The 22,485-nt window shown below is 73.1% G+C and carries 21 protein-coding genes; 10 read left to right on the forward strand and 11 right to left on the reverse strand.

The window, feature by feature from the left end:
- Positions 1-52 precede the first annotated feature (52 nt).
- Positions 53-1,315 carry a VWA domain-containing protein gene (locus tag ACH4N1_RS09550; RefSeq protein ID WP_398095796.1) on the forward strand — a complete coding sequence of 421 codons (1,263 nt, stop codon included), beginning with the start codon at positions 53-55 and terminating at the stop codon, positions 1,313-1,315.
- A gap of 74 nt (positions 1,316-1,389) precedes the next feature.
- The gene (locus ACH4N1_RS09555) at positions 1,390-2,196 is read left to right on the forward strand and encodes a hypothetical protein (protein WP_398095984.1); all 807 of its coding nucleotides are present in this window, start codon (positions 1,390-1,392) and stop codon (positions 2,194-2,196) included.
- A gap of 64 nt (positions 2,197-2,260) precedes the next feature.
- On the opposite strand, the gene ACH4N1_RS09560 is transcribed toward ACH4N1_RS09555, so the two are convergent.
- Positions 2,261-2,887, reverse strand: a complete 627-nt coding sequence (locus ACH4N1_RS09560) for a winged helix-turn-helix transcriptional regulator (protein WP_398095798.1) — start codon at positions 2,885-2,887, stop codon at positions 2,261-2,263.
- Between the two features lie 81 nt (positions 2,888-2,968).
- Between ACH4N1_RS09560 and ACH4N1_RS09565 the strand changes: the two genes are divergently transcribed.
- From ACH4N1_RS09565 to ACH4N1_RS09580, 4 genes are all read left to right on the forward strand, one after another.
- Positions 2,969-4,177, forward strand: coding sequence for a pyridoxal phosphate-dependent aminotransferase (locus tag ACH4N1_RS09565; RefSeq protein WP_398095800.1), 1,209 nt, complete (start codon positions 2,969-2,971; stop codon positions 4,175-4,177).
- A 120-nt stretch (positions 4,178-4,297) separates the two neighbouring features.
- Positions 4,298-4,897, forward strand: coding sequence for a histidine phosphatase family protein (locus ACH4N1_RS09570; protein ID WP_382793250.1), 600 nt, complete (start codon positions 4,298-4,300; stop codon positions 4,895-4,897).
- 111 nt (positions 4,898-5,008) lie between these two features.
- Entirely contained in the window at positions 5,009-5,674 is a 666-nt protein-coding gene (locus tag ACH4N1_RS09575; protein WP_398095802.1) for a hypothetical protein, read from the forward strand.
- A gap of 61 nt (positions 5,675-5,735) precedes the next feature.
- Positions 5,736-6,158, forward strand: coding sequence for an acyl-CoA thioesterase (locus ACH4N1_RS09580; protein ID WP_398095804.1), 423 nt, complete (start codon positions 5,736-5,738; stop codon positions 6,156-6,158).
- Between the two features lie 187 nt (positions 6,159-6,345).
- On the opposite strand, the gene ACH4N1_RS09585 is transcribed toward ACH4N1_RS09580, so the two are convergent.
- The 6 genes from ACH4N1_RS09585 to ACH4N1_RS09610 all read right to left on the reverse strand — a co-directional run bounded on the left by ACH4N1_RS09585 (position 6,346) and on the right by ACH4N1_RS09610 (position 10,505).
- Positions 6,346-7,725, reverse strand: coding sequence for an 8-oxoguanine deaminase (locus ACH4N1_RS09585; RefSeq protein WP_398095806.1), 1,380 nt, complete (start codon positions 7,723-7,725; stop codon positions 6,346-6,348).
- Between the two features lie 146 nt (positions 7,726-7,871).
- On the reverse strand, positions 7,872-8,774 hold the full coding sequence (gene pucL / locus ACH4N1_RS09590; protein WP_398095808.1) for a factor-independent urate hydroxylase: 903 nt from the start codon (positions 8,772-8,774) through the stop codon (positions 7,872-7,874).
- 6 nt (positions 8,775-8,780) lie between these two features.
- Entirely contained in the window at positions 8,781-9,215 is a 435-nt protein-coding gene (uraH, locus tag ACH4N1_RS09595; RefSeq protein ID WP_398095810.1) for a hydroxyisourate hydrolase, read from the reverse strand.
- Positions 9,212-9,751, reverse strand: a complete 540-nt coding sequence (gene uraD, locus ACH4N1_RS09600; protein ID WP_398095812.1) for a 2-oxo-4-hydroxy-4-carboxy-5-ureidoimidazoline decarboxylase — start codon at positions 9,749-9,751, stop codon at positions 9,212-9,214. The genes uraH and uraD overlap by 4 nt, the downstream gene beginning before the upstream one ends.
- A 140-nt stretch (positions 9,752-9,891) precedes the next feature.
- Positions 9,892-10,260 (reverse strand): helix-turn-helix domain-containing protein, encoded by a 369-nt coding sequence (locus ACH4N1_RS09605; protein ID WP_398095814.1) that lies wholly within the window; start codon positions 10,258-10,260, stop codon positions 9,892-9,894.
- Positions 10,257-10,505 carry a hypothetical protein gene (locus ACH4N1_RS09610; protein ID WP_398095816.1) on the reverse strand — a complete coding sequence of 83 codons (249 nt, stop codon included), beginning with the start codon at positions 10,503-10,505 and terminating at the stop codon, positions 10,257-10,259. The genes ACH4N1_RS09605 and ACH4N1_RS09610 overlap by 4 nt, the downstream gene beginning before the upstream one ends.
- A gap of 261 nt (positions 10,506-10,766) precedes the next feature.
- Here ACH4N1_RS09610 and ACH4N1_RS09615 point away from each other — a divergent pair, with 261 nt between their 5' ends.
- Positions 10,767-11,012 (forward strand): hypothetical protein, encoded by a 246-nt coding sequence (locus ACH4N1_RS09615; protein ID WP_398095817.1) that lies wholly within the window; start codon positions 10,767-10,769, stop codon positions 11,010-11,012.
- Positions 11,013-11,238: 226 nt separating this feature from the next.
- Here the strand turns inward: ACH4N1_RS09615 and ACH4N1_RS09620 are convergent, their stop codons facing one another.
- Together ACH4N1_RS09620 and ACH4N1_RS09625 are read right to left on the reverse strand one after the other, a co-directional pair.
- Positions 11,239-12,849, reverse strand: a complete 1,611-nt coding sequence (locus ACH4N1_RS09620) for an AMP-binding protein (RefSeq protein ID WP_398095819.1) — start codon at positions 12,847-12,849, stop codon at positions 11,239-11,241.
- The gene (locus tag ACH4N1_RS09625) at positions 12,846-14,516 is read right to left on the reverse strand and encodes an AMP-binding protein (RefSeq protein WP_398095820.1); all 1,671 of its coding nucleotides are present in this window, start codon (positions 14,514-14,516) and stop codon (positions 12,846-12,848) included. The genes ACH4N1_RS09620 and ACH4N1_RS09625 overlap by 4 nt, the downstream gene beginning before the upstream one ends.
- 156 nt (positions 14,517-14,672) lie before the next feature.
- Here ACH4N1_RS09625 and ACH4N1_RS09630 point away from each other — a divergent pair, with 156 nt between their 5' ends.
- The 3 genes from ACH4N1_RS09630 (at position 14,673) to ACH4N1_RS09640 (ending at position 19,551) form a co-directional block, all read left to right on the forward strand.
- Positions 14,673-15,470, forward strand: a complete 798-nt coding sequence (locus ACH4N1_RS09630; protein WP_398095985.1) for a response regulator transcription factor — start codon at positions 14,673-14,675, stop codon at positions 15,468-15,470.
- Between the two features lie 189 nt (positions 15,471-15,659).
- Positions 15,660-18,482 (forward strand): AAA family ATPase, encoded by a 2,823-nt coding sequence (locus ACH4N1_RS09635; protein ID WP_398095822.1) that lies wholly within the window; start codon positions 15,660-15,662, stop codon positions 18,480-18,482.
- A 277-nt stretch (positions 18,483-18,759) separates the two neighbouring features.
- The gene (locus ACH4N1_RS09640; protein WP_398095823.1) at positions 18,760-19,551 is read left to right on the forward strand and encodes a S1 family peptidase; all 792 of its coding nucleotides are present in this window, start codon (positions 18,760-18,762) and stop codon (positions 19,549-19,551) included.
- A 163-nt stretch (positions 19,552-19,714) separates the two neighbouring features.
- On the opposite strand, the gene ACH4N1_RS09645 is transcribed toward ACH4N1_RS09640, so the two are convergent.
- Positions 19,715-20,791 (reverse strand): NAD(+)/NADH kinase, encoded by a 1,077-nt coding sequence (locus ACH4N1_RS09645; protein WP_398095824.1) that lies wholly within the window; start codon positions 20,789-20,791, stop codon positions 19,715-19,717.
- 165 nt (positions 20,792-20,956) lie between these two features.
- Complete coding sequence (locus ACH4N1_RS09650; RefSeq protein ID WP_398095825.1) at positions 20,957-22,042, reverse strand: GNAT family N-acetyltransferase; 1,086 nt, start codon at positions 22,040-22,042, stop codon at positions 20,957-20,959.
- Positions 22,043-22,485: the final 443 nt, after the last annotated feature.

The following is a 22,485-nucleotide window of genomic DNA, read 5'->3' on the forward strand; positions in this document are numbered from 1 at the left end:
CCTTTCCCGGTCCGTTTTGAAGCGGGACACCTCCGGTCAATAGGATCCGCCGATGATCAGAACACAACGGCTGGCGGCGGGCGTCTGCGCCCTGCTCGCCGCGCTCGCGGCCGGGCTCGCGTTCCCGGCCGGGGCGGTCGCCGACGAGACCACAGCCAATGCGCCCAAGGTCGACCTGGTTCTCGACGTCAGCGGTTCGATGCGGACCAAGGACATGGACGGCGGGACGCGGATGGCCGCGGCCAAGCAGGCGTTCAACGAGGTACTGGACGCGACCCCGGAGAACGTCCTTCTCGGCATCCGCACCCTGGGCGCCAACTACCCGGGCGACGACCAGAAGACGGGCTGCAAGGACACCGCGCAGCTCTACCCGGTGGGCCCGCTGGACCGCACCGAGGCCAAGACCGCGGTGGCCACCCTGTCCCCCACCGGCTGGACGCCGATCGGCCCCGCGCTGCTGAAGGCGGCCGGCGACCTCGACGGGGGCACCGGCTCCAAGCGGATCGTGCTGATCAGCGACGGCGAGGACACCTGCGCCCCGCTCGACCCGTGCGAGGTGGCCCGCGAGATAGCGGCCAAGGGCATCGGCCTGACCATCGACACCCTCGGCCTGGTGCCGAACGTGAAGATGCGGCAGCAGCTCAGCTGCATCGCCGAGGCCACCGGCGGCAGCTACACCTCGGTCGAGCACACCGAAGAACTCACGGACCGCGTCAACCAGTTGGTGGACCGGGCGGCGGACCCCGTGGTGACGCCGGTCGCCACGCAGGGCGCGGACTCCTGCGCGAAGGCGCCGACGCTGAAGTCGGGCCTGTACACGGACCGCGAGGAGTTCGGCCAGGAGCGCTGGTACCGCGTGGACCTGGACCCGGGCAAGGAGCTGCGGGCCTCGGTGAGCGTGTCCGCGGACCGGGCGATGAACCCCGACTACGGGGTGCTGCTGCGGGCGGTCACGGTGCACGGCCGGGAGATCGTGCGCGGTGAGGCGGCGGGCAACGGCCGTACCGACGTCATCTCGACCGGTCTGCGCTACCCGAAGGCGGAGAGCGACGACGACGAGGCGCCGGCCGAGACGGTGTGCGTGCAGGTGACCAACTCCTACTCGGCGGCCGCGGGTGTGAAGACCACGCCGGGCATGCCGCTGGAGCTGACCGTGGACGTGGTCGACGGGCCGTCGCAGGCGAGCGACGTGGCCTCGTTCGGTCTCGGGCGCGGCTGGTGGCTGCTCGGCGCCCTGGTGCTGGCCGGCTTCCTGGCGGGTCTGCTGTGGGGCTGGCTGTCACGCTGGCGTGTCGCGGTCTGGAGGACCAACTGATGCGGATCGACCAGGTACGGATGAACCCGGTGCGGATGAACCGGGCACGGATGAACCGGGTGCGGATGAACCGGGTGCGGGTCACCCGTGCGCTGAGCACGGCCCTGCTGGCGCTCGGCCTCGCGGCCGCGCCGGCCGCCGCCGACTCCACGCCGTCCGCGAGCCCCTCGGACGACGGCTCGGCGCCCACGACCGCGGGCACGTCGTTCCGTACGGCGACTGAGGTCGACCAGGGGGAGACGGCGACCGCGAGCGGCTCCGCGGGCGACTACCTGTACTGGTCGTTCCCGGCCGACGCGGAACAGCGGCCCACCGTGAAGGCGAAGGTGAAGCTGCCCGCCGAGCACGCCGGGCAGACCTGGCAGGTCGACGTGTACGACGGTCTGCGGCGCCGCCAGGCCTGCCAGTACGGCGCGCAGACCCGCACCGCCGCCCCCGGCGCCGGCTCGGTGGAGCTGGCCTGCGTCCTGCGCACGGTCCGCGCCTGGTCGGAGCCGTGGGCCGACGACCCGCTGCCCGGCACGTACTACGTCCGGCTGACCGTCGTCGGCCTGAAGACGGCCGACCTCGGTCTGCCGGTGAACGCCGAACTGCGGGTCGAGTCCAAGGACATCGGCGGCGCGGCGGCGGTGGACGGCTCGCTGGCCGAACCCCTGGTGCCGGGCATCGCCGTGACGTCGGCGGCGGAGGACGACGAGGACTCGTCGGCCTCCGCCGTGCTGTCGAGCATCGAGCCGGACGACGGCTGGTCGTCCCACTGGTGGTCGGACCGCTGGGTGTGGACCGCGATCGGCGGCATGCTGGCCGCGCTCGCCGGGATCGGCGGGTACGTGCTGACCCGCGGTCCGGGGCGGCCGAGGCAGGTGCCACCGGGCGCCTGACGCTTGGTGCTCGACGCTTGACGCGCCCTCGGAAGGCCCGCCCCGTGCGGGCCTTCCGCCTTCCTCAGGCCTCCCGCAGCTCCTTGGCGAGGGTGCCCTCGCCGCTCACCTCGACGCGTCCGGCACGCACGGCCTCGACCAGGCTCAACTCGCCCCGGGCCACGGCCGTGCAGGTGCCGGTGTCCATGACGAGCAGGGCGTCGGGTTCGCCGGGGGCCGCCCCGTGGCCGTAGACGGGACCCTCCTGCGCACCGGCGAAGAGGTGGAAGTGCCCTTCCTCCAGACGTACTTCGACGAGCCCCTCGCCCTCCAGCGCGCGCAGCAGGGGCAGGGCGAACCAGTGGGCGCGGATCGCGTCGGTGGGCCCGCGCCCACCGAGTTCCGCCTGCCCCCACGCACCGAGGGCCTGGAGCACCGGCAGCAACGCGCGCCCCCGTCCGGTGAGTTCGTAGACGTACGCCGCGCCGGGCGGCGGCAGCCGGCGCCGGGTCGCCAGTCCGTCGCGCTCCATGTCCCTCAGCCGCGACGCGAGGACGTCCGTGCTCACGCCGGGCAGGTCGGCGTGCAGGTCGGTGTAGCGGCGCGGGCCGGCGAGCAGCTCCCGGACGATCAGCAGGGTCCAGCGGTCGCCGACGGCGTCGAGGGCGCGGGCGGCGGAACAGTACTGGTCGTAGCTTCGGCGAGGTGGCATGCGACGCAGTCTAGACATGTCGTTGGACTTTCCAAGCTCGAACTTGGTAAAACCAAGCAACACCAGATACCGGAGGGGCGCATGGAGTTCCGGCAGTCGAACAAGCTCAGCGAGGTCTGTTACGAGATCCGCGGCCCGGTCATCGAGCACGCCGACGCGCTGGAGGCGGCGGGGCACAGCGTGCTGCGCCTGAACACCGGCAACCCGGCCGTCTTCGGCTTCGAGGCGCCGGAGGAGATCCTCCAGGACATGATCCGGATGCTCCCGCAGGCCCACGGCTACACGGACTCGCGCGGCATCCTCCCGGCCCGCCGGGCGGTCGCCCAGCGCTACCAGGACCGGGGCCTGGACGTCGACGTCGACGACGTGTGGCTCGGCAACGGCGTCTCGGAGCTGGTCTCCATGGCCGTACAGGCGCTGGTCGAGGACGGCGACGAGATCCTGATCCCGGCCCCCGACTTCCCGCTGTGGACGGCCGTCACCACGCTCGCGGGCGGCAAGGCGGTCCACTACCTCTGCGACGAGCAGGCCGACTGGTACCCGGACCTGGACGACATGGCGTCCAAGATCACCGACCGCACCAAGGCCGTCGTCATCATCAACCCCAACAACCCCACCGGCGCGGTCTACCCGAAGGAGATCATCGAGGGCATCCTCGACCTGGCCCGCCGGCACGGCCTGATGGTCTTCGCCGACGAGATCTACGACCAGATCCTCTACGACGACGCCGTGCACCACTCGGCCGCCGCGCTCGCCCCCGACCTGGTGGTCCTGACCTTCTGCGGGCTGTCCAAGACGTACCGGGTGGCGGGGTTCCGCTCCGGCTGGCTGGTCGTGACCGGCCCGAAGCAGCACGCCAAGGACTACCTCGAGGGCCTCACCATGCTGGCCTCCATGCGGCTGTGCGCCAACGCGCCCGCCCAGTACGCCATCCAGGCCGCGCTCGGCGGCCGGCAGTCCGTCCGCGAGCTGACCGCGCCGGGCGGCAGGCTGCGCGAACAACGCGACATCGCCTGGGAGAAGCTCAACGAGATCCCCGGCGTCTCCTGCGTGAAACCCAGGGGCGCCCTGTACGCGTTCCCGCGCATCGACCCCAAGGTCCACCCCATCCACGACGACGAGAAGTTCGTCCTGGACCTGCTGCTGCGCGAGAAGATCCAGGTGGTCCAGGGAACCGGTTTCAACTGGCCGACCCCGGACCACTTCCGCATCCTCACCCTCCCGCACGCGGAGGACCTGGAGGCGGCGATCGGGCGCATCGGACGTTTCCTGAGCGGCTACCGGCAGTAGGAGACCGCGGGTGGCGGAGCGCGGCGTCCGCGGATCACCGGCCCACGACGGTCCGGCACACGACAGTCCGGCACCCCGCGGTACGAAGCACCGGCGCACGCCTGTGCGACTCTGTGCGGCATGGGTGATCTTTTCCTGGTCCGGCACGGAGAGACCGCGTGGTCGCGCTCCGGCCGGCACACCGGACTGACGGACGTCCCGCTCACCGAGCACGGCCGGGACGAGGCGCGGCGCCTGGTGCCGCTCATCCGCTCGCACCGGATCGGCGCGGCGTTCTCCAGCCCGCTCCAGCGGGCGCGGGAGACCGCGGAGCTGATCGGGCTGCACGAGGTGCAGGTCGACGCGGACCTGAAGGAGTGGGACTACGGCGGGTACGAGGGCGTCACGACCGTCGAGATCCAGCGGGAGCGGCCGGGCTGGTTCCTGTTCACGGACGGTGTCGCGCCCGGCCCGCCCGAGCATCCCGGTGAGACGGCCGAACAGGTCGGGGAGCGGGCCGACCGGGTGCTGGCGATGGCGGACGCGGCGCTCGCCAACACCGAGGGGTGCGTGGTGCTGGTGGCGCACGGGCACTTCCTGCGGGTGCTCACGGCCCGCCGGCTCGGCCTGCCGCCGTCGGCCGGGGCCCTGTTCCAACTGGCGACCGGGGCGCTGTGCCGGCTCGGCACGGAACACCGTCGGCATGTGATCTCGGGGTGGAACATCCGGCCGGGAGCCTGAGGGCCGGGGCCTGAGGGCCGGACCGTCGGCGGTCGGGCCGGGCTGTCGGTGCCGGGTCGTAACCTTCACAGCAGTGGTACAGCCGTACCGTCGCCGGGGAGGGAGCACACCGTGACACGTCCGCCGACCGCCGCCCAGCGGCGTGTCATCGACGCCGCCGATCCCGTCACCGGGCGCCTGCGGGGCACGCCGGCCCAGCTGGCCGCGCTGGTCGGACGGGGGCTCGCCTTCCGGCACCCGCGCCCGCCGCACGACCACTTCCTCACCCCGGCCGGGCACCGGATCCGGGAGGCGGAGCCCGAGGCGGAGCCCGCCGCCGCGGACGACTCCCCGCGCGCGGGGACCGGTGTGTTCGCCGCGCGGGTCGGCGGGGAGGAGGAACCGCCGGACGGCGGGCCGGCGCGGCTGCGGGAGGTGCGCGGCGCCTGGCAGGGACTGCTGGAGCTGCGCCGGATGACCAACCCGGACGGGGCGGTGGACCGGCCGTGCGGATGGGAGCGTACGCATCTGGTGCCGGCCGCCGCGCTCGCCCTGGAGGCGGCCGGACACCGGCCCGCCGGACCGGACGCCGCCGGACCGGGGGCCGACAGACCGGACGCCGACGGCTACCGGGTGCGCGCCACTCCGCAGCCGGACGCCGTCGCCGTGCGCGGGCCGGACGACGGGACGCTGCGGGACTGCGCGGCGACCCTGGAGAAGGCGGGCTGGCAGGCGAGCGAGCACACCGACCCCCGGAACAGGACGCGTTATCTGCTGGCTTCCCCGCGCCGGGTGTGACCGGCGTGCCAAGATCGGCGGGCAGGGCATCGACCGTGCTCGTCGAGGAGAAGGGGAAACCGTGAGCGAGCCGTTTTCCGTGCGGGTCACCGTCCGCGGATACGAGACCGACGTGCAGGGCCATCTCAACCAGAGCGTGTACATCAACTACGCGGAGCACGCGCGCTGGTCGCTGCTCCAGGCCGCCGGCATCACCCAGGCGGGGCTGATCGGCCGGGGCATCGGCCCCGTCGCCCTGGAGACCACCGTCCGCTACCGGCGTGAACTGCTCGCGGGCGACGAGGTCGACGTGACGTGCGCCTTCGAATGGAGCGGCGGCAAGACGTTCCGCATCGAGCAGACCATCCGCAGGACGGACGGCACGGTCGCGGCCGAACTCTCCGGGGTGGGCGGCCTGCTGGACCTGAAGACCCGGCGGATGGTCGCCGATCCCCAGGACCGCTTCAAGGAACTGGCCTCCGACCCGAGCCTGTTCGGACTCTGACCGACCGGCCCGTCGGCATGGACGACGCCGTGGACTCCGCCATGGACGACACCGTGGCGCGGGCCGGACCGTTTCCGGCGCGCGCGTCCACGTGCGCCCCGGTCACGGCCGCCGTGGCCCCTTGCGGGTCCAGGGCCACCGGCCGGGAGCCGTCCCTCCCGGCCGGAGTCCCAAGGGGTCGGTCCGGTCAGGCCCGGGCGGCGATCCGGGCCAGCCGCCGGGCCTCCTCGCGCGTGGCGCGGGCGATCGCGTCCTCGTCGGCGGTGAGCAGCCGGCCGTCCTCCACGATCTGACGGCCGTTGACGAAGGAGGCGGTGACCGGGGCCGCCGCGCCGAGGACCAGCGCGGTCACCGGGTCGGCGATGGAGGCGTGGGCGAGGGTGTCCATCCGCCACAGCACCAGGTCGGCGAGCTTGCCCGGCTCCAGCGAGCCGATCTGGTCCGCCCGGCCGAGGACCCGGGCGCCGCCGGAGGTGCCGAGGCGCAGCGCCTGGCGGGCGTTCAGGGCGGCCTCGCGGTGGGCGCCGAGGCGGTTGACGAGGAGGGCGTTGCGCAGCTCGGTGTGGAGTTCGCCGGACTCGTTGGACGCCGTGCCGTCGACGCCGAGGCCGACCGGGACGCCGGCCGCGAGCATGTCCGGCACCCGTGCGATCCCGGCCGCCAGGCGGGCGTTGGAGGACGGGCAGTGCGCGACACCGGTCCCCGTCCGGGCGAAGGCGTCGATGTCGGAGTCGTTCATGTGGACGCAGTGCGCCATCCACACGTCCTCGCCGAGCCAGCCGGTGGACTCGAAGTAGTCGGTGGGACCCATGCCGAACAGTTCGTGGCAGAACTTCTCCTCCTCGACCGTCTCGGAGCCGTGGGTGTGCAGCCGCACGCCGAGCCGGCGGGCCAGCTCGGCGCCCTGGCGGAGGAGTTCGGTGGAGACGGAGAAGGGGGAGCAGGGGGCGACGGCGACCTGGGTCATGGCGTCGAAGGAGGCGTCGTGGTGGCGCCGTACGGTCTCCTCGGTGGCGGCGAGCGCACCGTCCAGGGTCTCGACGGCGAAGTCCGGGGGCAGGCCGCCGTCCTTCTCGCTGCGGTCCATGGAGCCGCGGGCGAGGGTGAAGCGCACCCCCATGTCGCGGGCGGCGCCGATGATCGCGCCGGACAGGTCGCCGGAGCCGCGCGGGAAGACGTAGTGGTGGTCCATGGCGGTGGTGACACCGCCGCGGGCCATCATCGCGAGGGAGCCCTGCGCGGCGGCGCGGACCATCGGCTCGTCGATGCGGGCCCAGGTGGGGTAGAGCGCGACCAGCCAGTCGAACAGGTTGTGGTCCGTGGCCAGGCCGCGGGTGATCCACTGGTAGAAGTGGTGGTGGGTGTTGACCAGGCCGGGGGTGACCAGGTGCCCGGTGGCGTCGATGCGGCGGGCGACGTCCTCCAGGCCTTCCGGGGCCGGACCCGCGCCGACGCTCTCGATGCGGTTGCCGGCGATGACGACGTGCCCGTCCGCGTACTCGGTGTCGTGGGCGTCGACGGTCGCGATCGCGCAGTTCTCGATGACGATGCGCCGGTCTGCTGCCATGGTTCGTCCTTTGCGGTGGGAGGGAGAGGGCACGGCAGGACCCTGGGAGGTTCGAGTGCCGTGACCGGGGGCGGAACGGAGGGGACACGGTGACGGTTCCCCGCCGGTGACCGTTCCCCCGGCCACGGGTGCCGCGGTGGAGGGTGTCAGAGGTTGGTGAGGTCCGCCGGGATGCGGGCCTCGCAGCCGTCCCGCAGGACGGTCGCCTCGATGAGGCCGTAGGGCCGGTCGGCGGCGAGGTAGACGGCTCCGTCGGGGGTGTCGTTCTTCAGCCCGAACGGCTCCAGGTCCACGAGGAAGTGGTGCTTGTTCGGGAGGGAGAAGCGGACCTCGTCGATCTCGTCGCGGTGCTCGATGATCCGCGAGCCCATCTGGTACAGCGTCTGCTGGAGCGAGCGGGAGTAGGTCTCGGCGAACGCCCGGAGCAGGTGCTTCCTCGTCTGCTCGTAGGACTCCTCCCAGTCCGGCGTCTCCCGTTCGCCGTCGGTCCAGTTGAACCGCCAGCGCGCGGACACCTCGGTGGCGAGGACGCGGTCGCGGGTCTCGGGGAGCGTCGTGTACCTGTCCTTGACGTAGCCCCGGAACTCGGAGTCGGTGGAGTTCATGACCACCAGGTCCTTGAGACCGGAGACGACCTCCCACGACGAGCCGTCGAAAGTCGTCTGGGCGAGGCGGGTCTCCTGGCCCTGGCGGACGAAGGAGTGCTTGCCGCCGGACGTCTCGATCCGCGCCCAGGCGTACTCCTCGACGCGTATGCGGGCCCGGTGGATGTGCTCCTGCGAGGTGACGAAGTGGCGGGCGAGGTGGATGCCGAACTGCTCGGCGGACTCGATGCCGTACTCCTTGGCGAACGCGTACACCGTGTTCTTCGTGGTGTCGGTCGGCAGCACGTGGGCGTTCGAGCCGGAGTGGTGGACCTCGTCCATGTCGCCGCTCAGCGACACCGAGACGTTGAGGTCCTTGATGTGGTGGGTGTCGCCGTCCCGCGTGATCCTGACGACTCGGTTCTCGGCCTTGCCGTACTGGTTCTGTCCCAGAATGGTGGGCATTGCTCGCTAGCTCCCTCGGTAAACGGAGTAGCCGAACGGGTTGAGCAGCAGCGGCACGTGGTAGTGCTCGCCCGGCACGACGGCGAACGTGATCGCCACCTCCGGGAAGAACACGCCCGGTCCGCTGTCCCGGTTCGCGGGGGCGTCCTGCTGCGCATCGGCTTGTTTCTTCGCGGTTCTCCCCAGGTACGGCTCCACGGCGAAGTCGAGCCGTACGTGGGTGGTTCCCTCCGGCAGGGGCGGGAGGTCCTTGCAGCGGCCGTCCGCGTCGGTCGCGGAACCGCCGAGCGCCCGCCAGTCCGCGTCCCGGCCCGGGCGGGCCGAGAGGTGGACGGCGACGCCCTCCGCGGGGCGGCCGACGCTGGTGTCCAGGATGTGCGTGGACACGGAGGCGGTGGTGCCGGAGCTGGTGCCGGTACTCGTGCCGGGGCTGGTGCTCATGGTGTCGGGCGTCCTTCTCGGTCGTCTCGGTCGTCCCCGACGAGTCGTGCCAGGCGGATGCGGTTGATCCTGCCCAGTTCGGCGCGGACGATCTCCCGTTCGCGTTCCGGCGGGTTGCCGAGCCGTTCCCGCACGGCGTCCCGCATCTGCTCGCCGGTGCGGCCGGTCGCGCAGATCAGGAAGACGTGGCCGAACCTCTCCTGGTAGGCCAGGTTCAGTTCGAGCATCTGCGCCCTCAGCGCCTCGGAGGCGCCGGCCATGCCGCGCTGCTCGCGGGCGGAGGCCGGATCGCCGGGCCGGGGGCGGCCGATGGGCGGGTGCCCGGCCATCGCCTCGTCCAGGTCCGCGGCGCTCAGGCGGTCCATGGCGGCGTCACTGGTGGCGTACAGGTCCTCGGCCGTGGCGTACGGGCGGGCCGCCGCCAGGTGCTCGGCCCAGGTGGTGGAGGCGCAGGCCTCGTGGAGCGCGGCGAGGGCCGCGGACTCCCCCAGGGCGTTGAACCGGGCCAGCCCCGGGAGCGGGCAAGTCGACGTCACGGGAGCCTCCGTGGCCGTGAACGGCCGTCGTACCGAACGAACTGCCGCCAGCTAACGCCCACCCGCCACAACCCGTCAACACTTTGTTGAAAATTCCGGGTTAACGAATGCGGAGCCCGCGCGAGGTCGCCGGCGTCCGCTCAGTCGCCCTTCTCGCGGTTGAGGTAGTTGTAGACGGTGAAACGGCTCACGCCGAGCGCGCCGGCCACGGTCTCCACGCCGTGCCGCACCGAGAAGGCGCCGCGCGCCTCCAGCGTCCGGACGAGCTCCTGCTTGGCCTTGCGGTCCAGATCCGCGAGGGGCTTGCCCTTCTTGCGCTCCATCGCGGCCAGGATGTGGTCGAGGGAGTCGGCGAGCTGCGGCAGCCGTACGGCGACGGCGTCCGCGTCCTCCCAGGACAGCACGACGTCGTCGGGGCCGGCCTCGTCCGGCGGGACCAGCTCCCCGCCCATGGCGTCGACCAGCGGTTTCACGGCGGCGATGAAGGACTCCTGCCCGGTCCCGGTCACTCGCCCTCCCCGAGCACGTTGACCTGGAGGGAGATCCGGGTGGCGCCGGCCTCCAGGGTCCTGCGGAGCAGGGCGTCGACCGCGCCGAGCACGGAGTCGGCGCGGCCCTCCACGGTGTTGCCGAAGGGGCCGACGTCCACGGCGTCCAGGTCGGCGGCCTCGACGACCTCACGGGCGACCAGCGCGTGCGCGGGCGCCTCGTCGAGATCGAAGGGCTCGGTGGTGAACTCAACCCTCAGTCGCACGCGCCCCACACCTCTCCGACCTGCCTGACCTGTGCTTCTCATGACTGTCCTCCCCTGGGAGGCGATCCGGGCACGGCCTGTCGGCGCACGGCAGAACCGCTCGCACGGCTCCCGGACCCCGACCTTAACCGACCGGCGGGTCGGTCCGGGCGGCGTCGGCGCCCCGGCTCCGCGGCACCCCTGCGGGGGCGCCGAGCGGGGACGGGCGGGCCCTGCCCGTCCCGGCGTGCGGAAGGCCCTCGCCCGCAGGAGCCTGAGGGCATGGGCAATCCGACGCAGCATCCGCACATCGTGGTCCACCCGCCGGCCCTGGACGGCTCCCGCCGGGTCACCCAGGACGACGCCACCCTCGGGATCGCCACGCACCTCGACGACGTCGTCGAGATCCTCCGCCTCGCCGACCTGGACCGCGTCGAGGTGGAGGAGACCGACCTCGTCGAATGGCAGGGCGGCGGTCCCGACGACTGGCCCGGACTGTCGGAACACCACGGACAGCACCAGGCGTAGGCCGGGTACGACCGCCTCGGACCGGCCTCCGCACACGGATCGACGGGCTTCGACGGCCCCCGGGCACGGGCACATCCCGGTCGCCCGGGGCCCGCCGGTACGGGGAGGAGGCGGGGAACACCGTCAAGAGACGGACAAGCAGGGGCGGCCTGGAGGACGATGGGCGCCATGTCCGAGAGTGTGCCGGTGCACTGCCCGGCCTGCCGGCGTCACCGGTCCGACGGCGTCACCGGCCACCGTAGTCACGCCGCAGTTCCACCTTGCGCACCTTCCCGGACACCGTCATCGGGAAGGCGTCCAGCACCTGGAGCCGGCTCGGGACCTTGTAGTGCGCCAGCCTGCCCTCGCAGTAGGCGCGCACCTCCTCCAGGGTCGGCGGCGCGGCGCCGTCGTGCGGGATCACGCAGGCCAGCACCTCCTCGCCGTACTTCTCGTGCGGTACGCCGACGACCTGGACGTCCCTGATCTTCGGGTGGCCGTAGAGGAACTCCTCGACCTCGCGCGGGTAGATGTTCTCGCCGCCGCGGATGATCATGTCCTTGATGCGGCCGACGATCTCGACGTACCCGTCCTCCCGCATGTGCGCCAGGTCGCCGGTGTGCATCCAGCGGCCGGGGTCGATGGCCTCCGCGGTCTTTTCGGGATCGTTCCAGTAGCCGAGCATCACGCTGTACCCGCGGGTGCACAGCTCACCGGCGGTGCCGCGCGGCCGGGTCACGCCGGTGACCGGGTCGACGATCTTGACCTCGATGTGCGGGAGCACGCGGCCGACGGTGCCGGTGCGGTGCTCCAGGTCGTCGTCGCGGCGGGTCTGGAGGGAGACCGGGGACGTCTCGGTCATGCCGTAGCAGATGGAGACCTCCGCCATGTGCATCTCGGCGACCACCCGTTTCATCACCTCGACCGGGCAGGGCGAGCCCGCCATGATGCCGGTGCGCAGCGACGAGAGGTCGTACGTCGCGAAGTCGGGCAGGTTGAGCTCCGCGATGAACATGGTCGGGACGCCGTACAGGGAGGTGCACCTCTCCCGCTGGACGGCGTCCAGGGTCGCCTTCGGGTCGAAGGACGGCGCCGGGATCACCATGCAGGCGCCGTGCGAGGTGGCCGCGAGATTTCCCATCACCATGCCGAAACAGTGGTAGAACGGGACCGGGACGCAGACCCGGTCCTGCTCGCTGTACCCGATCATCTCCCCGACGAAGTAACCGTTGTTGAGGATGTTGTGGTGGGAGAGGGTCGCCCCCTTGGGGAAGCCCGTGGTGCCCGAGGTGTACTGGATGTTGATCGGGTCGTCGCACGACAACTCGTCGGCCCTGGCGCGCAGTTCCCCGGGCCGGACCGCGGACGCGCGGCCGAGCAGGGCGTCCCATTCCGGCTCCCCGAAGAACACCGCCTCTCGCAACCGCGGGCAGCCGCCGCGCACCTGGTCGACCATGGCCCGGTAGTCGCTCGTCCGGTGGCGGGCGGAGGCGAACAGCAGGGAGACACCGGCCTGTTCGAGGACGTACGCGACCTCGTGCGTGCGGTAGGCCGGATTGATGTTCACCATGATCGCGCCGACGCGGGCGGTGGCGTACTGGACGAGCACCCACTCGGGGCAGTTGACCGCCCAGACGCCCACCCGGTCCCCCTTGGCGACCCCGCTCGCCAGCAGCGCGCGGGCCAGCCGGTCGACGTCCGCCGAGAACTCGGCGTAGGTCCAGCGCCGGCCGGAGGGCACGTCGACCAGCGCCTCGCGTTCCGGCCAGGCGGCGACGGCCCGTTCCAGGTTGCCGCCGATCGTGTCGCCGAGCAGCGCCGTGGTGCCCGTGCCATGGCTGTAGGACGCCGCGGTCACCGGAAGTCCTCCTCGCGGTACTCGTCCGCCGACCCGCCGGCCGTGGCCTCGCGCAGCTCGATGCGGCGGATCTTGCCGGAGACGGTCTTGGGCAGCGGCGCGAACTCCAGGCGGCGGATGCGCTTGTAGGGCGCGAGGGTCTCGCGGGAGTGCTCGAACAGGACCTTCGCGGTACCGGGACCGGGCTCCCAGCCCTCGGCCAGGACGACGTACGCCTTGGGCACGGCCAGCCGCAGCTCGTCCGGGGCGGGGACCACGGCCGCCTCGGCGACGGCCTCGTGCTCCAGCAGCGCGCTCTCCAGCTCGAAGGGGCTGATCTTGTAGTCGGACGCCTTGAAGACGTCGTCGCCGCGCCCGACGTAGGTGATGTAGCCGTTCTCGTCGCGTTCCCCGATGTCGCCGGTGCGGTAGTAGCCGCCCGCCATCGCCTCCGCCGTGCGGTCGGCGTCACCGTGGTAACCGGCCATCAGGCCGACCGGCCGGGCCGACAGGTCGAGCGCGATCTCGCCCTCGGTGACGCCGGGCGCGCCGGACACCGGGTCGAGCAGCTCGACGCGGTAGCCGGGGCTCGGGCGGCCCATGGAGCCGGTCTTCAGCGTCTGACCGGGGCTGTTGGCGATCTGCACGGCCGTCTCCGTCTGGCCGAAGCCGTCCCGGATCGTCACGCCCCAGGCCCGCCGGACCTGTTCGATGACCTCGGGGTTCAGCGGCTCGCCCGCCGCGACGGCCTCGCGCGGCGGGGTGCGCAGCTGGGTCAGGTCGGCCTGGATGAGCATGCGCCACACGGTCGGCGGGGCGCAGAAGGTCGTCACCCCGGCACGGTCCATCTCCGCCATCAGGCGGGCCGGGTCGAAGCGCGTGTAGTTGTGGATGAAGACGGTGGCCTCGGCGTTCCACGGCGCGAAGAGGTTCGACCAGGCGTGCTTGGCCCAGCCGGGTGAGGAGATGTTGAGGTGCACGTCGCCGGGCCGGAGGCCGATCCAGTACATGGTCGCCAGGTGCCCGATCGGGTACGACACGTGCGTGTGCTCGACCAGCTTGGGGCGGGCCGTCGTGCCGGAGGTGAAGTACAGCATCAGCGGGTCGTCGGCGAGGGTCGGCCCGTCGGGCAGGAACTCGGCGGAGGCCTGGTACGCGTCCTCGTACCGCTGCCAGCCCTCGGGCACGCCGCCGACGGCGATGCGCGTGTAGCCGCCGGGCACGTCGTCGAACTTGCCGGCGTCCTCGGCGCGCACCACGACGTGGCGGACCCGGCCGCGTTCGACGCGGTCGCGCAGGTCGGCGGGGCCGAGCAGCGGTGTCGCCGGGACGACCACCGCGCGCAGCTTCATCGCGGCGAGCGCCGTCTCCCACAGTTCGGCCTGGTTGCCGAGCATGACGAGGATCCGGTCCTCGGGGCCGACGCCGCGCTCGCGCAGCAGGTTGGCGACGCGGTCGGACCGCTCGGACAGCTCGGCGAAGGAGAGGCGGACCTCGGAGCCGTCCTCCTCGACGATGTGCAGCGCGGTGCGGTCGTTGCCCTCCGCGATGACGTCGAACCAGTCCAGGGCCCAGTTGAAGTGCTCGGGCCGGGGCCAGTCGAAGCCCTCGTACGCGGTCTCGTAGTCCTCTCGGTGTTCCAGCAGGAAGTCCCGTGCCCTGCGGAACTGCTCCGTCGCCGTCGTCATCTGTCCTCCTGGTTGCCGGACCATTGCCGGGCGGCTCTCTGCCATCGTGTAATCCGTGATACAGGTCTCACCACCCCCGAACGGGGGGCACCGCGGCGAACCGCCGCGGAGAAGGGCGGGCAGGTGACAGCGGCGGACACGGCCGGAGTGGTGGAGATGCGCGGCGCGCTGGCGCGGCTGCGGCGGGCGACGGGACTGCCGGTCGCCTTCGGCGGGCTCGTCGAACCGGGGCGCCCGCGGATGCGCATCAGCGAGCTGAGCGGCGCGGCCACCCCGGCGCTGCGCGGGCTCGCGGTGACCTCGGGCAACGGGCTCGGCGGAAAGGCGGTCGCCCTGGGCCGTCCGTGCGCCGTGACCGACTACTCCCTCTCCCGGCAGATCAGCCACGAGTACGACACGGCGGTCGCCGAGGAGGGCCTGCGCTCGGTCCTCGCGGTCCCGGTGGTGGTGCGCCGCCGGGTGCGCGGTGTCCTGTACGGGGCGCTGCGCACGGCCCAGCCGCTGGGCGACCGCACGCTGAACGCGGCCGTCGACGTGGCGCGGGACGTCGAGCAGACCCTGGCGGTCGGGGACGAGGCCCGGGACCTGCTGGCGGCGGCCCGCCCGGAGCCGCGGGCCGGGTCGGCGGCGGGCTGGGAGCAGGTGCGGGAGGCCCACGCCTGTCTGCGCGCCCTCGCCCCGCGCATCGCCGACCCGGTGCTGCGCGCGGAGCTCCTGGAGGCCTGCGGGCTGCTCACCCGGGGCGCGCCGTCGCCGGCGGTCGCCCTGGCGCCCCGCGAGCTGGACGTGCTGGCGTACGTGGCGGCGGGCACGACCAACCGGACGGCCGCCGAACGGCTGGGCCTGCGCCCGGAGACGGTCAAGGGCTACCTCCGGTCCGCGATGCGGAAGCTGGGCGCCCACACGCGCGGGGAGGCGGTGGTCGCGGCACGGAGGGCGGGGCTGCTGCCGTAGCGGCGGCGGGGGCGGTGCGGGAGCGTAAGGATCAAGCCAGGGAGAGGCCGGGACGATGAGAGTTCATTCAAACGTCACCTCGATGAATTTCCGTATGCTCCCGTTGTTATCTCCCTCACGACGCCGTCCTTCCGGATTTCAAAGAGACGTTGCCTAGAATTCGGTCGGACACGACACTCGGAGGGAGCGGTGACCGTGCGACGGGACTTCAAGGAGCCTGCCAGATGCCGCCCCGACCTGGTCATCGGCAGGGACGAGCTGTTCACCTCCGCCCGCGAGCAGCTGACCCGCGGCGGCAGTGTGCTGCTGCACGGCCCGGCCGGAATAGGAAAGTCGACCGTGCTGCGGGCATTGGCCGCGGATTACGGCGACGCGGCGCGCACCGTCCTGCGCTGCTCGGCCACCGAGTCCGAAAGCCACCTCCCCTTCCTGGCCCTGGCCGATCTGTTCGGCCTGGTCCTGGACGAGGTGGCCGACAAGCTGCCCTCCGCCCAGCGCACCGCCCTGGAGTCGGCGCTGACCGGCCGCGGCGAGTCGACGCTGCAACGCGACGGCCTCGCCCTGCGCCTGGCCGTGCTCTCGGCGCTGCGCGCCCTCGCCGCCGCCGGACCCGTGCTGCTCGTCGCCGACGACATGCAGTGGCTCGACTCCGCGAGCTCCGAACTCCTCGGCTTCGCCGCCCGCCGCCTCGGTGACACCCCCGTCCAGCTGCTCTGCGCGGTCCGGACCGAGGGGCAGGAGTACGACCGCCATCTACGCGCGTCTCCGCCCGACACCCTCGCCGTCCGCCTGAACCCCCTCTCGCGCGCCCAGGTCTCCGCGCTGCTCGACCACCGCGGCTACACCGACCTGCCCCGTTCGACGGTCCGCGAGATCCACCGCACCAGCGGCGGCAACCCCCTGTTCGCCCTGGAGCTGGGCCGCGCCCTCGGCGAGAACCCGACCCCGCCGCGCCCCGGCGAGCCGCTGCCCGTGCCCACCTCGCTGCGCGCCCTGGTGCTCAGCCGGCTCGACATGCTCTCCGACGAGGCGCGCCGCACCCTGCTGGTGGCCAGCGCGGGCGCCCGCCCCACGCTCGCGCTGCTGCACGCGGCCGGCCGCGAGAACGCCGAGGCGGAGACCGCCCAGGCCGCCGCGCTCGGCCTGCTGGCGACGGAGCCGGAGGGGCCGGCCGTGCGCTTCGCGCACCCGCTGATCTCGGCGGCGCTGTACGCGGAGGCGCCCGCGCAGGAGCGGCGGGCCGCGCACACCGCGCTGTCCACGGCCGCCTCCGACCCGATCGAGCGGGCCCGGCACCTGGCGCTGTCGACCACCGGCACCGACCCCGAGGTGGCCGCCCGGCTCTCGGAGGCCGCCGCGCTGGCCCGGGACCGGGGGGCGCCCTCGGTGGCGGCCTCGCTCGGGCTGCTCGCGGCCCGGCACACCCCCGCGGACGGCGGACCGGCCCCGGACGAGCGGCGGCTGGAGGCCGCCGAGGACGCGATCATCGCCGGCGAGGTGGACCTCGCCCGGGACATCGCCCGCGAGGTGCTGACGCGGGCGACGGCGCCCGCCGAGCGGGTGCGGGCCTGGATGGTGGTGATCGAGGCGGCCGGGCAGGCGCTCGGTGACGTCGACGCCGTCTACCCGCAGGTGCTCGCCGACGCGGGCGACGACCCCGTGCTGCTCGCGCAGGTCCACTACCAGCTGGCCTGGCGCGGGCTGGTGGTGCAGGGGGACTTCGCGGAGGCGCGGGAGCAGGCGGCGCACGCCGCGGAGCTGGCCGCGCGCGGCGCGGACCGGCGCAGCGAGCTGATGGCGCTGGCCCTCCAGGCGTCGACGGAGACGCTCATGGGGCATCCGGACGCGCCCGTGACGATCAAGCGGGCGCTGAAGGAGCCTCAGGACCCGTACGTGGCGTGCCATCACAACGGGCCGGGCGCGGCCAGGTTCCGCTGGCTGCTGATGAGCGATCAGCTGTCCGAGGCCCGCTCGACGATCACGGCGTTGCTGCGCGAGGTGCGCCGGCGCGGCATGGTCGAGAGCGAGGTGCACTTCCAGCGTTTCCTCGCGGAGACCGAACTGCGTTCCGGGCACTGCGGGCGTGCCCTGGACCTGGCCCGCGAGAGCCTGCGGCTGGCCCGCGACTCGGGGATCGGCCTGGGCGCCTCCGCGATGCTCGCCTCCCTCGCCGAGGCGTCCGGCGGCGAGGTGGGCCGCGCGCTGGAGCTGGCCCGGGAGGCCGCGGGGCGCGCCGAGGAGGACGGCGACCAGATGTACCTGTCGCGGGCCCTGGCCGCCCTGGGTCACGCCCGGTTGGTCGCCGGGGACGCCGCGGGCGCGGTGGCCTCGCTGCGCCGGGTGCGGGAGCTGGAGACCGGACTCGGCATCAACGACCCGGCCCGCGGCCGCTGGCAGGGCGACCTCGCCGAGGCGCTGGTGCGGGTGGGCGAGCCGGGTGAGGCGCAGGAGGTCGTCGACGTCACGCGTGAGGACGCGCTGCGGCTGGGCCGCGAGAGCATCCTGGCGACGCTGGACCGGGCGGAGGCGCTGGTGCGGGCCGCGCGGGGCGACCAGGAGGGCGCGCTGGCCCGTCTGACGTCCGTTCAGGACCGGTTCGCCAAGCTGGGGTACGGGCTGGAGGAGGCACGGGCGGCGTTCGCCGTGGCCCGGCTGCGCACCCGGCGGCCGGGTCCGACGTCGTACGACGAGGCGGCGCGGCTGTTCCGGCGGTGCCGGGCACTGCCGTGGCTGCGTCAGGTGGAGGCGGCGGCCGCCGAGGAGACGGCCGCGCCGGCCGTCGTGCCGGTGCCGGCGCCGGTGCCCGCGTTCGACGCGCTGGAGGGGCTGGCGTCGATGGAGCGTCAGGTGGCGGCGCTGGTGATGGAGGGCGCCACCAACCGGGAGATAGCCGCGCGGCTGTTCATCAGCGTCAAGACGGTGGAGGCGACCCTGACCCGGGTCTACCGCAAGCTGGGGATCCGCTCGCGGGTGGACATCGTCCGGCTGGCGGCGGGGCACCACGCGAAGTGACGGCCGGGCGGGTTCACCGGCTGCGCGGGTCCGGTGCGCCCGGGTTCGCGGAGCGCGGGGACCCGGTCCGGTGACCTGAGCGCGGGTTCCCGGTGCGACCGAGGGTTTTCCCTCCCCAACTCCCTTAGGGGGTTCCCTCATTGGGGCCGGGACGCACCCGGTCCTAGCGTAAGGGACGTGCCGCTCGCCGGGCACACGGGGGTCGGTCCCGAGACCTCCGTGCACTCCCCCCACACCCGCGCGCCCCCCACCGGCAACTCCCTCAACAAGGAGATCGATGTTCGGGCTCACCCGTGCCAAGAAGGCCGCGGCCCTCGCGACGGCCTCGGCCGCCGCGGTCGCGACCGCCCTGCTCAGCGCCCCCACCGCTGTCGCAGCCCCCCAGCCGATCGTCGGCGGCACCACCACCACCACGACCGCGTACCCGTTCATGATGCAGATCACGGACGCCTCGCAGAACCAGTTCTGCGGCGGCACCCTGGTGTCGGCGACCAAGGTGGTCACCGCGGCCCACTGCATGGTCGGCGAGACGACCAGCAGCGTGCGGGTGGTCGGCGGCCGCACCTACCTCAGCGGCACGAACGGCACGGTCAGCCGGGTCAGCAAGATCTGGATCAACCCGGACTACACCGACGCCACCAACGGCGACGACGTGGCCGTCCTGACCCTGTCCACGTCGATGCCGTACACCACGGCGTCGTACGTCACCTCCTCCCAGACCGGCGTGTACGCGGCCGGCACCACGGCCCGCGTCCTCGGCTGGGGCACGACCTCGGCGAACGGCAGCTCCTCCAACCAGCTGCGCACCGCGACCGTACCGATCGTGTCCAACTCCAGCTGCGCGAGCAGCTACGGCTCCGACTTCGTCGCGAGCGACATGGTGTGCGCCGGATACACCTCCGGCGGCGTAGACACCTGCCAGGGCGACAGCGGCGGTCCCCTGCTCATCGGGGGCGTCCTGGCAGGCATCACTTCATGGGGCGAGGGTTGCGCGCAGGCCGGTTACCCGGGTGTCTACACCCGGCTGACCACCTTCTCCAACCTCGTGACCGCGCAGGTGAACTCGTAAGTCACCGCGCGACCCGGAAGAACCCCTGAGCATCCCTCAGGTGAATGACCGGGGGGCGCTGCGAGCCTCCACGAGCGGCCCGCAGCGCCCCCTCTCCACGTGCCGGATCCCCCCCGGCACCCGGACGCGCGCCGGACCGCCGCCCTGTGGGCGCTGGTCCGCGTCAGCCGGCGGGTGGGGGCGGTTCCCGCGGAGCCGTCGGCAGGACGAGGTGGGCGAGGTCGCCGGGCGGCGGTGTGGTCATCGACCACAGCGGGGCGGCGGCGCCGTCGGCGACGGCGGCCGGGGCGTCGGTGAGGTTCATCCGCTCGCGCAGCCGGCCGTAGAAGTCCGTCGGTCCGAGCCGGACCGCCCGCAGCCGGCGCGACGCCGCGTAGACGCCGATCCAGTCGCCCGGGTCGAGGACGCCGCGCACCTGGCCGTCGATGCTGACGGCGGCCCGGCCCGACCGTTCGAGGACGCGCAGGCCGACGGGCTCGTCCGGGGCCGTCACCACCGACCGGTCGAACGCCATGTGCGGGGCGACGGGGGTGAAGACCAGGACCTCGGCGCGCGGCGAGACGACGGGGCCGCCGGCGGCGAAGCTGTAGGCGGTCGAGCCGGTCGGGGTCGCCACCAGCAGGGCGTCGGCGGAGTAGGAGGCCAGGAGCCGTCCGGCGACGTAGACGCCGACGGAGACCTGGCGGTCCCTCGACAGCTTCTCCAGCACGATGTCGTTCAGCGCGAAGACGCGCAGCGGGATGCCCCACTCGTCGTCGGTCTCGCAGTCCTCGCGCACCCGCGGCGGCGGCAGGAGCGGCCCGCGCCCGTACTTCAGCAGCGCCTCCATCTCCTCGGGCACCTCCAGCCGGCGCGAGGCGCGCAGGGTCAGCAGCAACCGGCTCTCCACGGTGAGCCGGTCCTCCCGTACGGCGTCCAGTGCGGTGCGCACCTCGACGGCGGGCACCTCGGTGAGGAAGCCGACGCGGCCCAGGTCGACGCCGAGGACCAGGGCGTCGTTCTCGGCGGCGAGCCGGGCGCCGCGCAGGAACGTGCCGTCGCCGCCGAGGGTGACGACGAGGTCGGGATTGCCGGCGGCCTCCAGTTCCTCCCGCGCGCTGTGCCGCCCGCCGTCCCGCCACACGTCGATGTCCGCGCACGCCACGGCGTGCTCCGCGCACCAGGCGCGCACGACGCGGGCGGCCTCCGCGGCCTCCGGGCGCCCTCCGTGCACGACGAGCCCGAGCCGACCCACCGTCATACCGGCCTCCCCATCGCCTCGCCGGACCGCCGCACCGCCAGCAAAACACCGCCGGAGCCGCACCGCCACACAGGCCGCACGTCCCACACCGCCCGCCGCCCGCCGTACCGCGTCGTGGCCGTGACCGGGGTCCTGAGTCCGGGGTCCGGGGTCCGGGGTCCGGGGTCAGTGTCCGCGGGCCGCGCCGACGGCGCTCAGGGTGCGCAGTGCCGCCCGCTTCAGGGCGGGGTGGTCGCGCACCAGGCGGTGTGCGGCGCGCACGGGTTCGCGGCGGAGCCAGTGCAGGGCGGCTCCCGGGCCGGTCGTGCGCAGTGCTCCTTCGTGGACCAGGAGGTCGCCCGTCTTGAAGGAGTTCTTGTACGCCGCCTCGCCCCGGCCGAAGTCGAAGAGGTGGATGCCGGAGGCGGCGGCGGCCTCGATCATGCGGAGGTAGAGGACGCGGCCGGGCGAGTAGGTGGCGAGGGTGCGGTCGTAGGAGGGGAACCAGCAGGAGAAGACGGTGCGCGAGCGCAGGCCGAAATGGGCCGCGACGGGCCGGTCGGCGGCGTAGAGCACCGAGAGGATGCCGGAGCAGTGGGGTGAGGCGGTGCCGGCGAGGAGGCCGACGAGCCGGGTGATCCACGGCTGGGCGAACGGGTCGCGGCGGCCGGTGCGCCGGTAGTGGGCGGACTTCCAGGAGATGAGGGCGCGCAGGGCCGCCGGGTCGCGTTCGTCGTGGACGAAGCGCAGCGGGCCCAGGTTGCGGACCATGCGGCGCTCCTGCGCCCTGGCCGTCTTGAGGAATCCGCGCGCGTGCTCGCGCAGATGCCGCTCGTAGTGCTCGAAGCCGGGGACGAGGTCGACGACGGGCGAGGCGAACTGCCCGGTGGCGTAGGGCAGGAACAGGTCCTGGCCGCTTTCGAGGTGGTTGAACTCCCAGGCGTTGAGCGAGCAGGCCCGCATCAGGTGCTGCGCCTCCAGGTGGACGTCCGGCTCGAGCACGGCGCCCTGGCAGTCGGAGACGCCCAGCCCGACCGCGCGGCCGTAGCCCCAGGGGCCGCGCTGGTGGGGGAAGTAGCCGACGGGCCGTCCCCCGCGGCGCAGGACGGCCACCCGGGTGTCGGGCCGGACCCGGCCGACGGCCTGGGTGAACTCGGCGCTCATGAAGGGGTTCGCGACGGTGGCGGTCGTGACGCGCAGGTCGTTCCACGACGCGAGGTCCGCGGGGGCCAGGTCCCCGGGGTGGACGAGGTCGATGCGCGGTGTGGTCATGCGGACTCCTGGTGTCGCGGGGAGCGGGCGGCACGGCCGACGAACACCCTGGCCGGCCCGTTCCTTTCGGCCCGTCCATGATCCGCGAGAAGGGTGACCGCCGTTTCCCGAACGGGAGGATTGCCCGATGTGAACGTTCAGCCGAAGAATCGCGGATACGGGTGAACCGCCTCGGGGCGGCGCACGGAGGCGGCCGCCCGCCGCGCCCGCCGGGCGACGGGAGCGCGGTGGACGGCCGCCGGTGACGAGGACGACGGAGTTCTTGATCGCGGTCGTGGGGTTCCTCCCGGGCCCCGCAACGAGAAAGCCGATCGGTCTCCCGCGTCAAAGACGCCTCGCCTCCGCGAACCTCCGCCGACCCCATTGACGAGTGCATGCCCAACCCCTATCTTCTGGCCGAAGTTACGAACTGTGTTCGAAATAACGGACAAGGGACGGTCCTG

Source organism: Streptomyces sp. NPDC017202 (assembly GCF_044331705.1).
In the GTDB taxonomy this organism is placed as follows: Bacteria; Actinomycetota; Actinomycetes; order Streptomycetales; family Streptomycetaceae; genus Streptomyces.

Coding starts and splice junctions, on each gene's coding strand:
- ACH4N1_RS09550 (WP_398095796.1), top strand. CDS start 53: ATGATCAGAACACAACGGCTGGCGGCGGGCGTCTGCGCCCTGCTCGCC.
- ACH4N1_RS09560 (WP_398095798.1), bottom strand. CDS start 2,887: ATGCCACCTCGCCGAAGCTACGACCAGTACTGTTCCGCCGCCCGCGCC.
- ACH4N1_RS09565 (WP_398095800.1), top strand. CDS start 2,969: ATGGAGTTCCGGCAGTCGAACAAGCTCAGCGAGGTCTGTTACGAGATC.
- ACH4N1_RS09570 (WP_382793250.1), top strand. CDS start 4,298: ATGGGTGATCTTTTCCTGGTCCGGCACGGAGAGACCGCGTGGTCGCGC.
- ACH4N1_RS09585 (WP_398095806.1), bottom strand. CDS start 7,725: ATGGCAGCAGACCGGCGCATCGTCATCGAGAACTGCGCGATCGCGACC.
- pucL (WP_398095808.1), bottom strand. CDS start 8,774: ATGCCCACCATTCTGGGACAGAACCAGTACGGCAAGGCCGAGAACCGA.
- uraH (WP_398095810.1), bottom strand. CDS start 9,215: ATGAGCACCAGCCCCGGCACGAGTACCGGCACCAGCTCCGGCACCACC.
- ACH4N1_RS09615 (WP_398095817.1), top strand. CDS start 10,767: ATGGGCAATCCGACGCAGCATCCGCACATCGTGGTCCACCCGCCGGCC.
- ACH4N1_RS09625 (WP_398095820.1), bottom strand. CDS start 14,516: ATGACGACGGCGACGGAGCAGTTCCGCAGGGCACGGGACTTCCTGCTG.
- ACH4N1_RS09630 (WP_398095985.1), top strand. CDS start 14,673: ATGCGCGGCGCGCTGGCGCGGCTGCGGCGGGCGACGGGACTGCCGGTC.
- ACH4N1_RS09640 (WP_398095823.1), top strand. CDS start 18,760: ATGTTCGGGCTCACCCGTGCCAAGAAGGCCGCGGCCCTCGCGACGGCC.
- ACH4N1_RS09645 (WP_398095824.1), bottom strand. CDS start 20,791: ATGACGGTGGGTCGGCTCGGGCTCGTCGTGCACGGAGGGCGCCCGGAG.
- ACH4N1_RS09650 (WP_398095825.1), bottom strand. CDS start 22,042: ATGACCACACCGCGCATCGACCTCGTCCACCCCGGGGACCTGGCCCCC.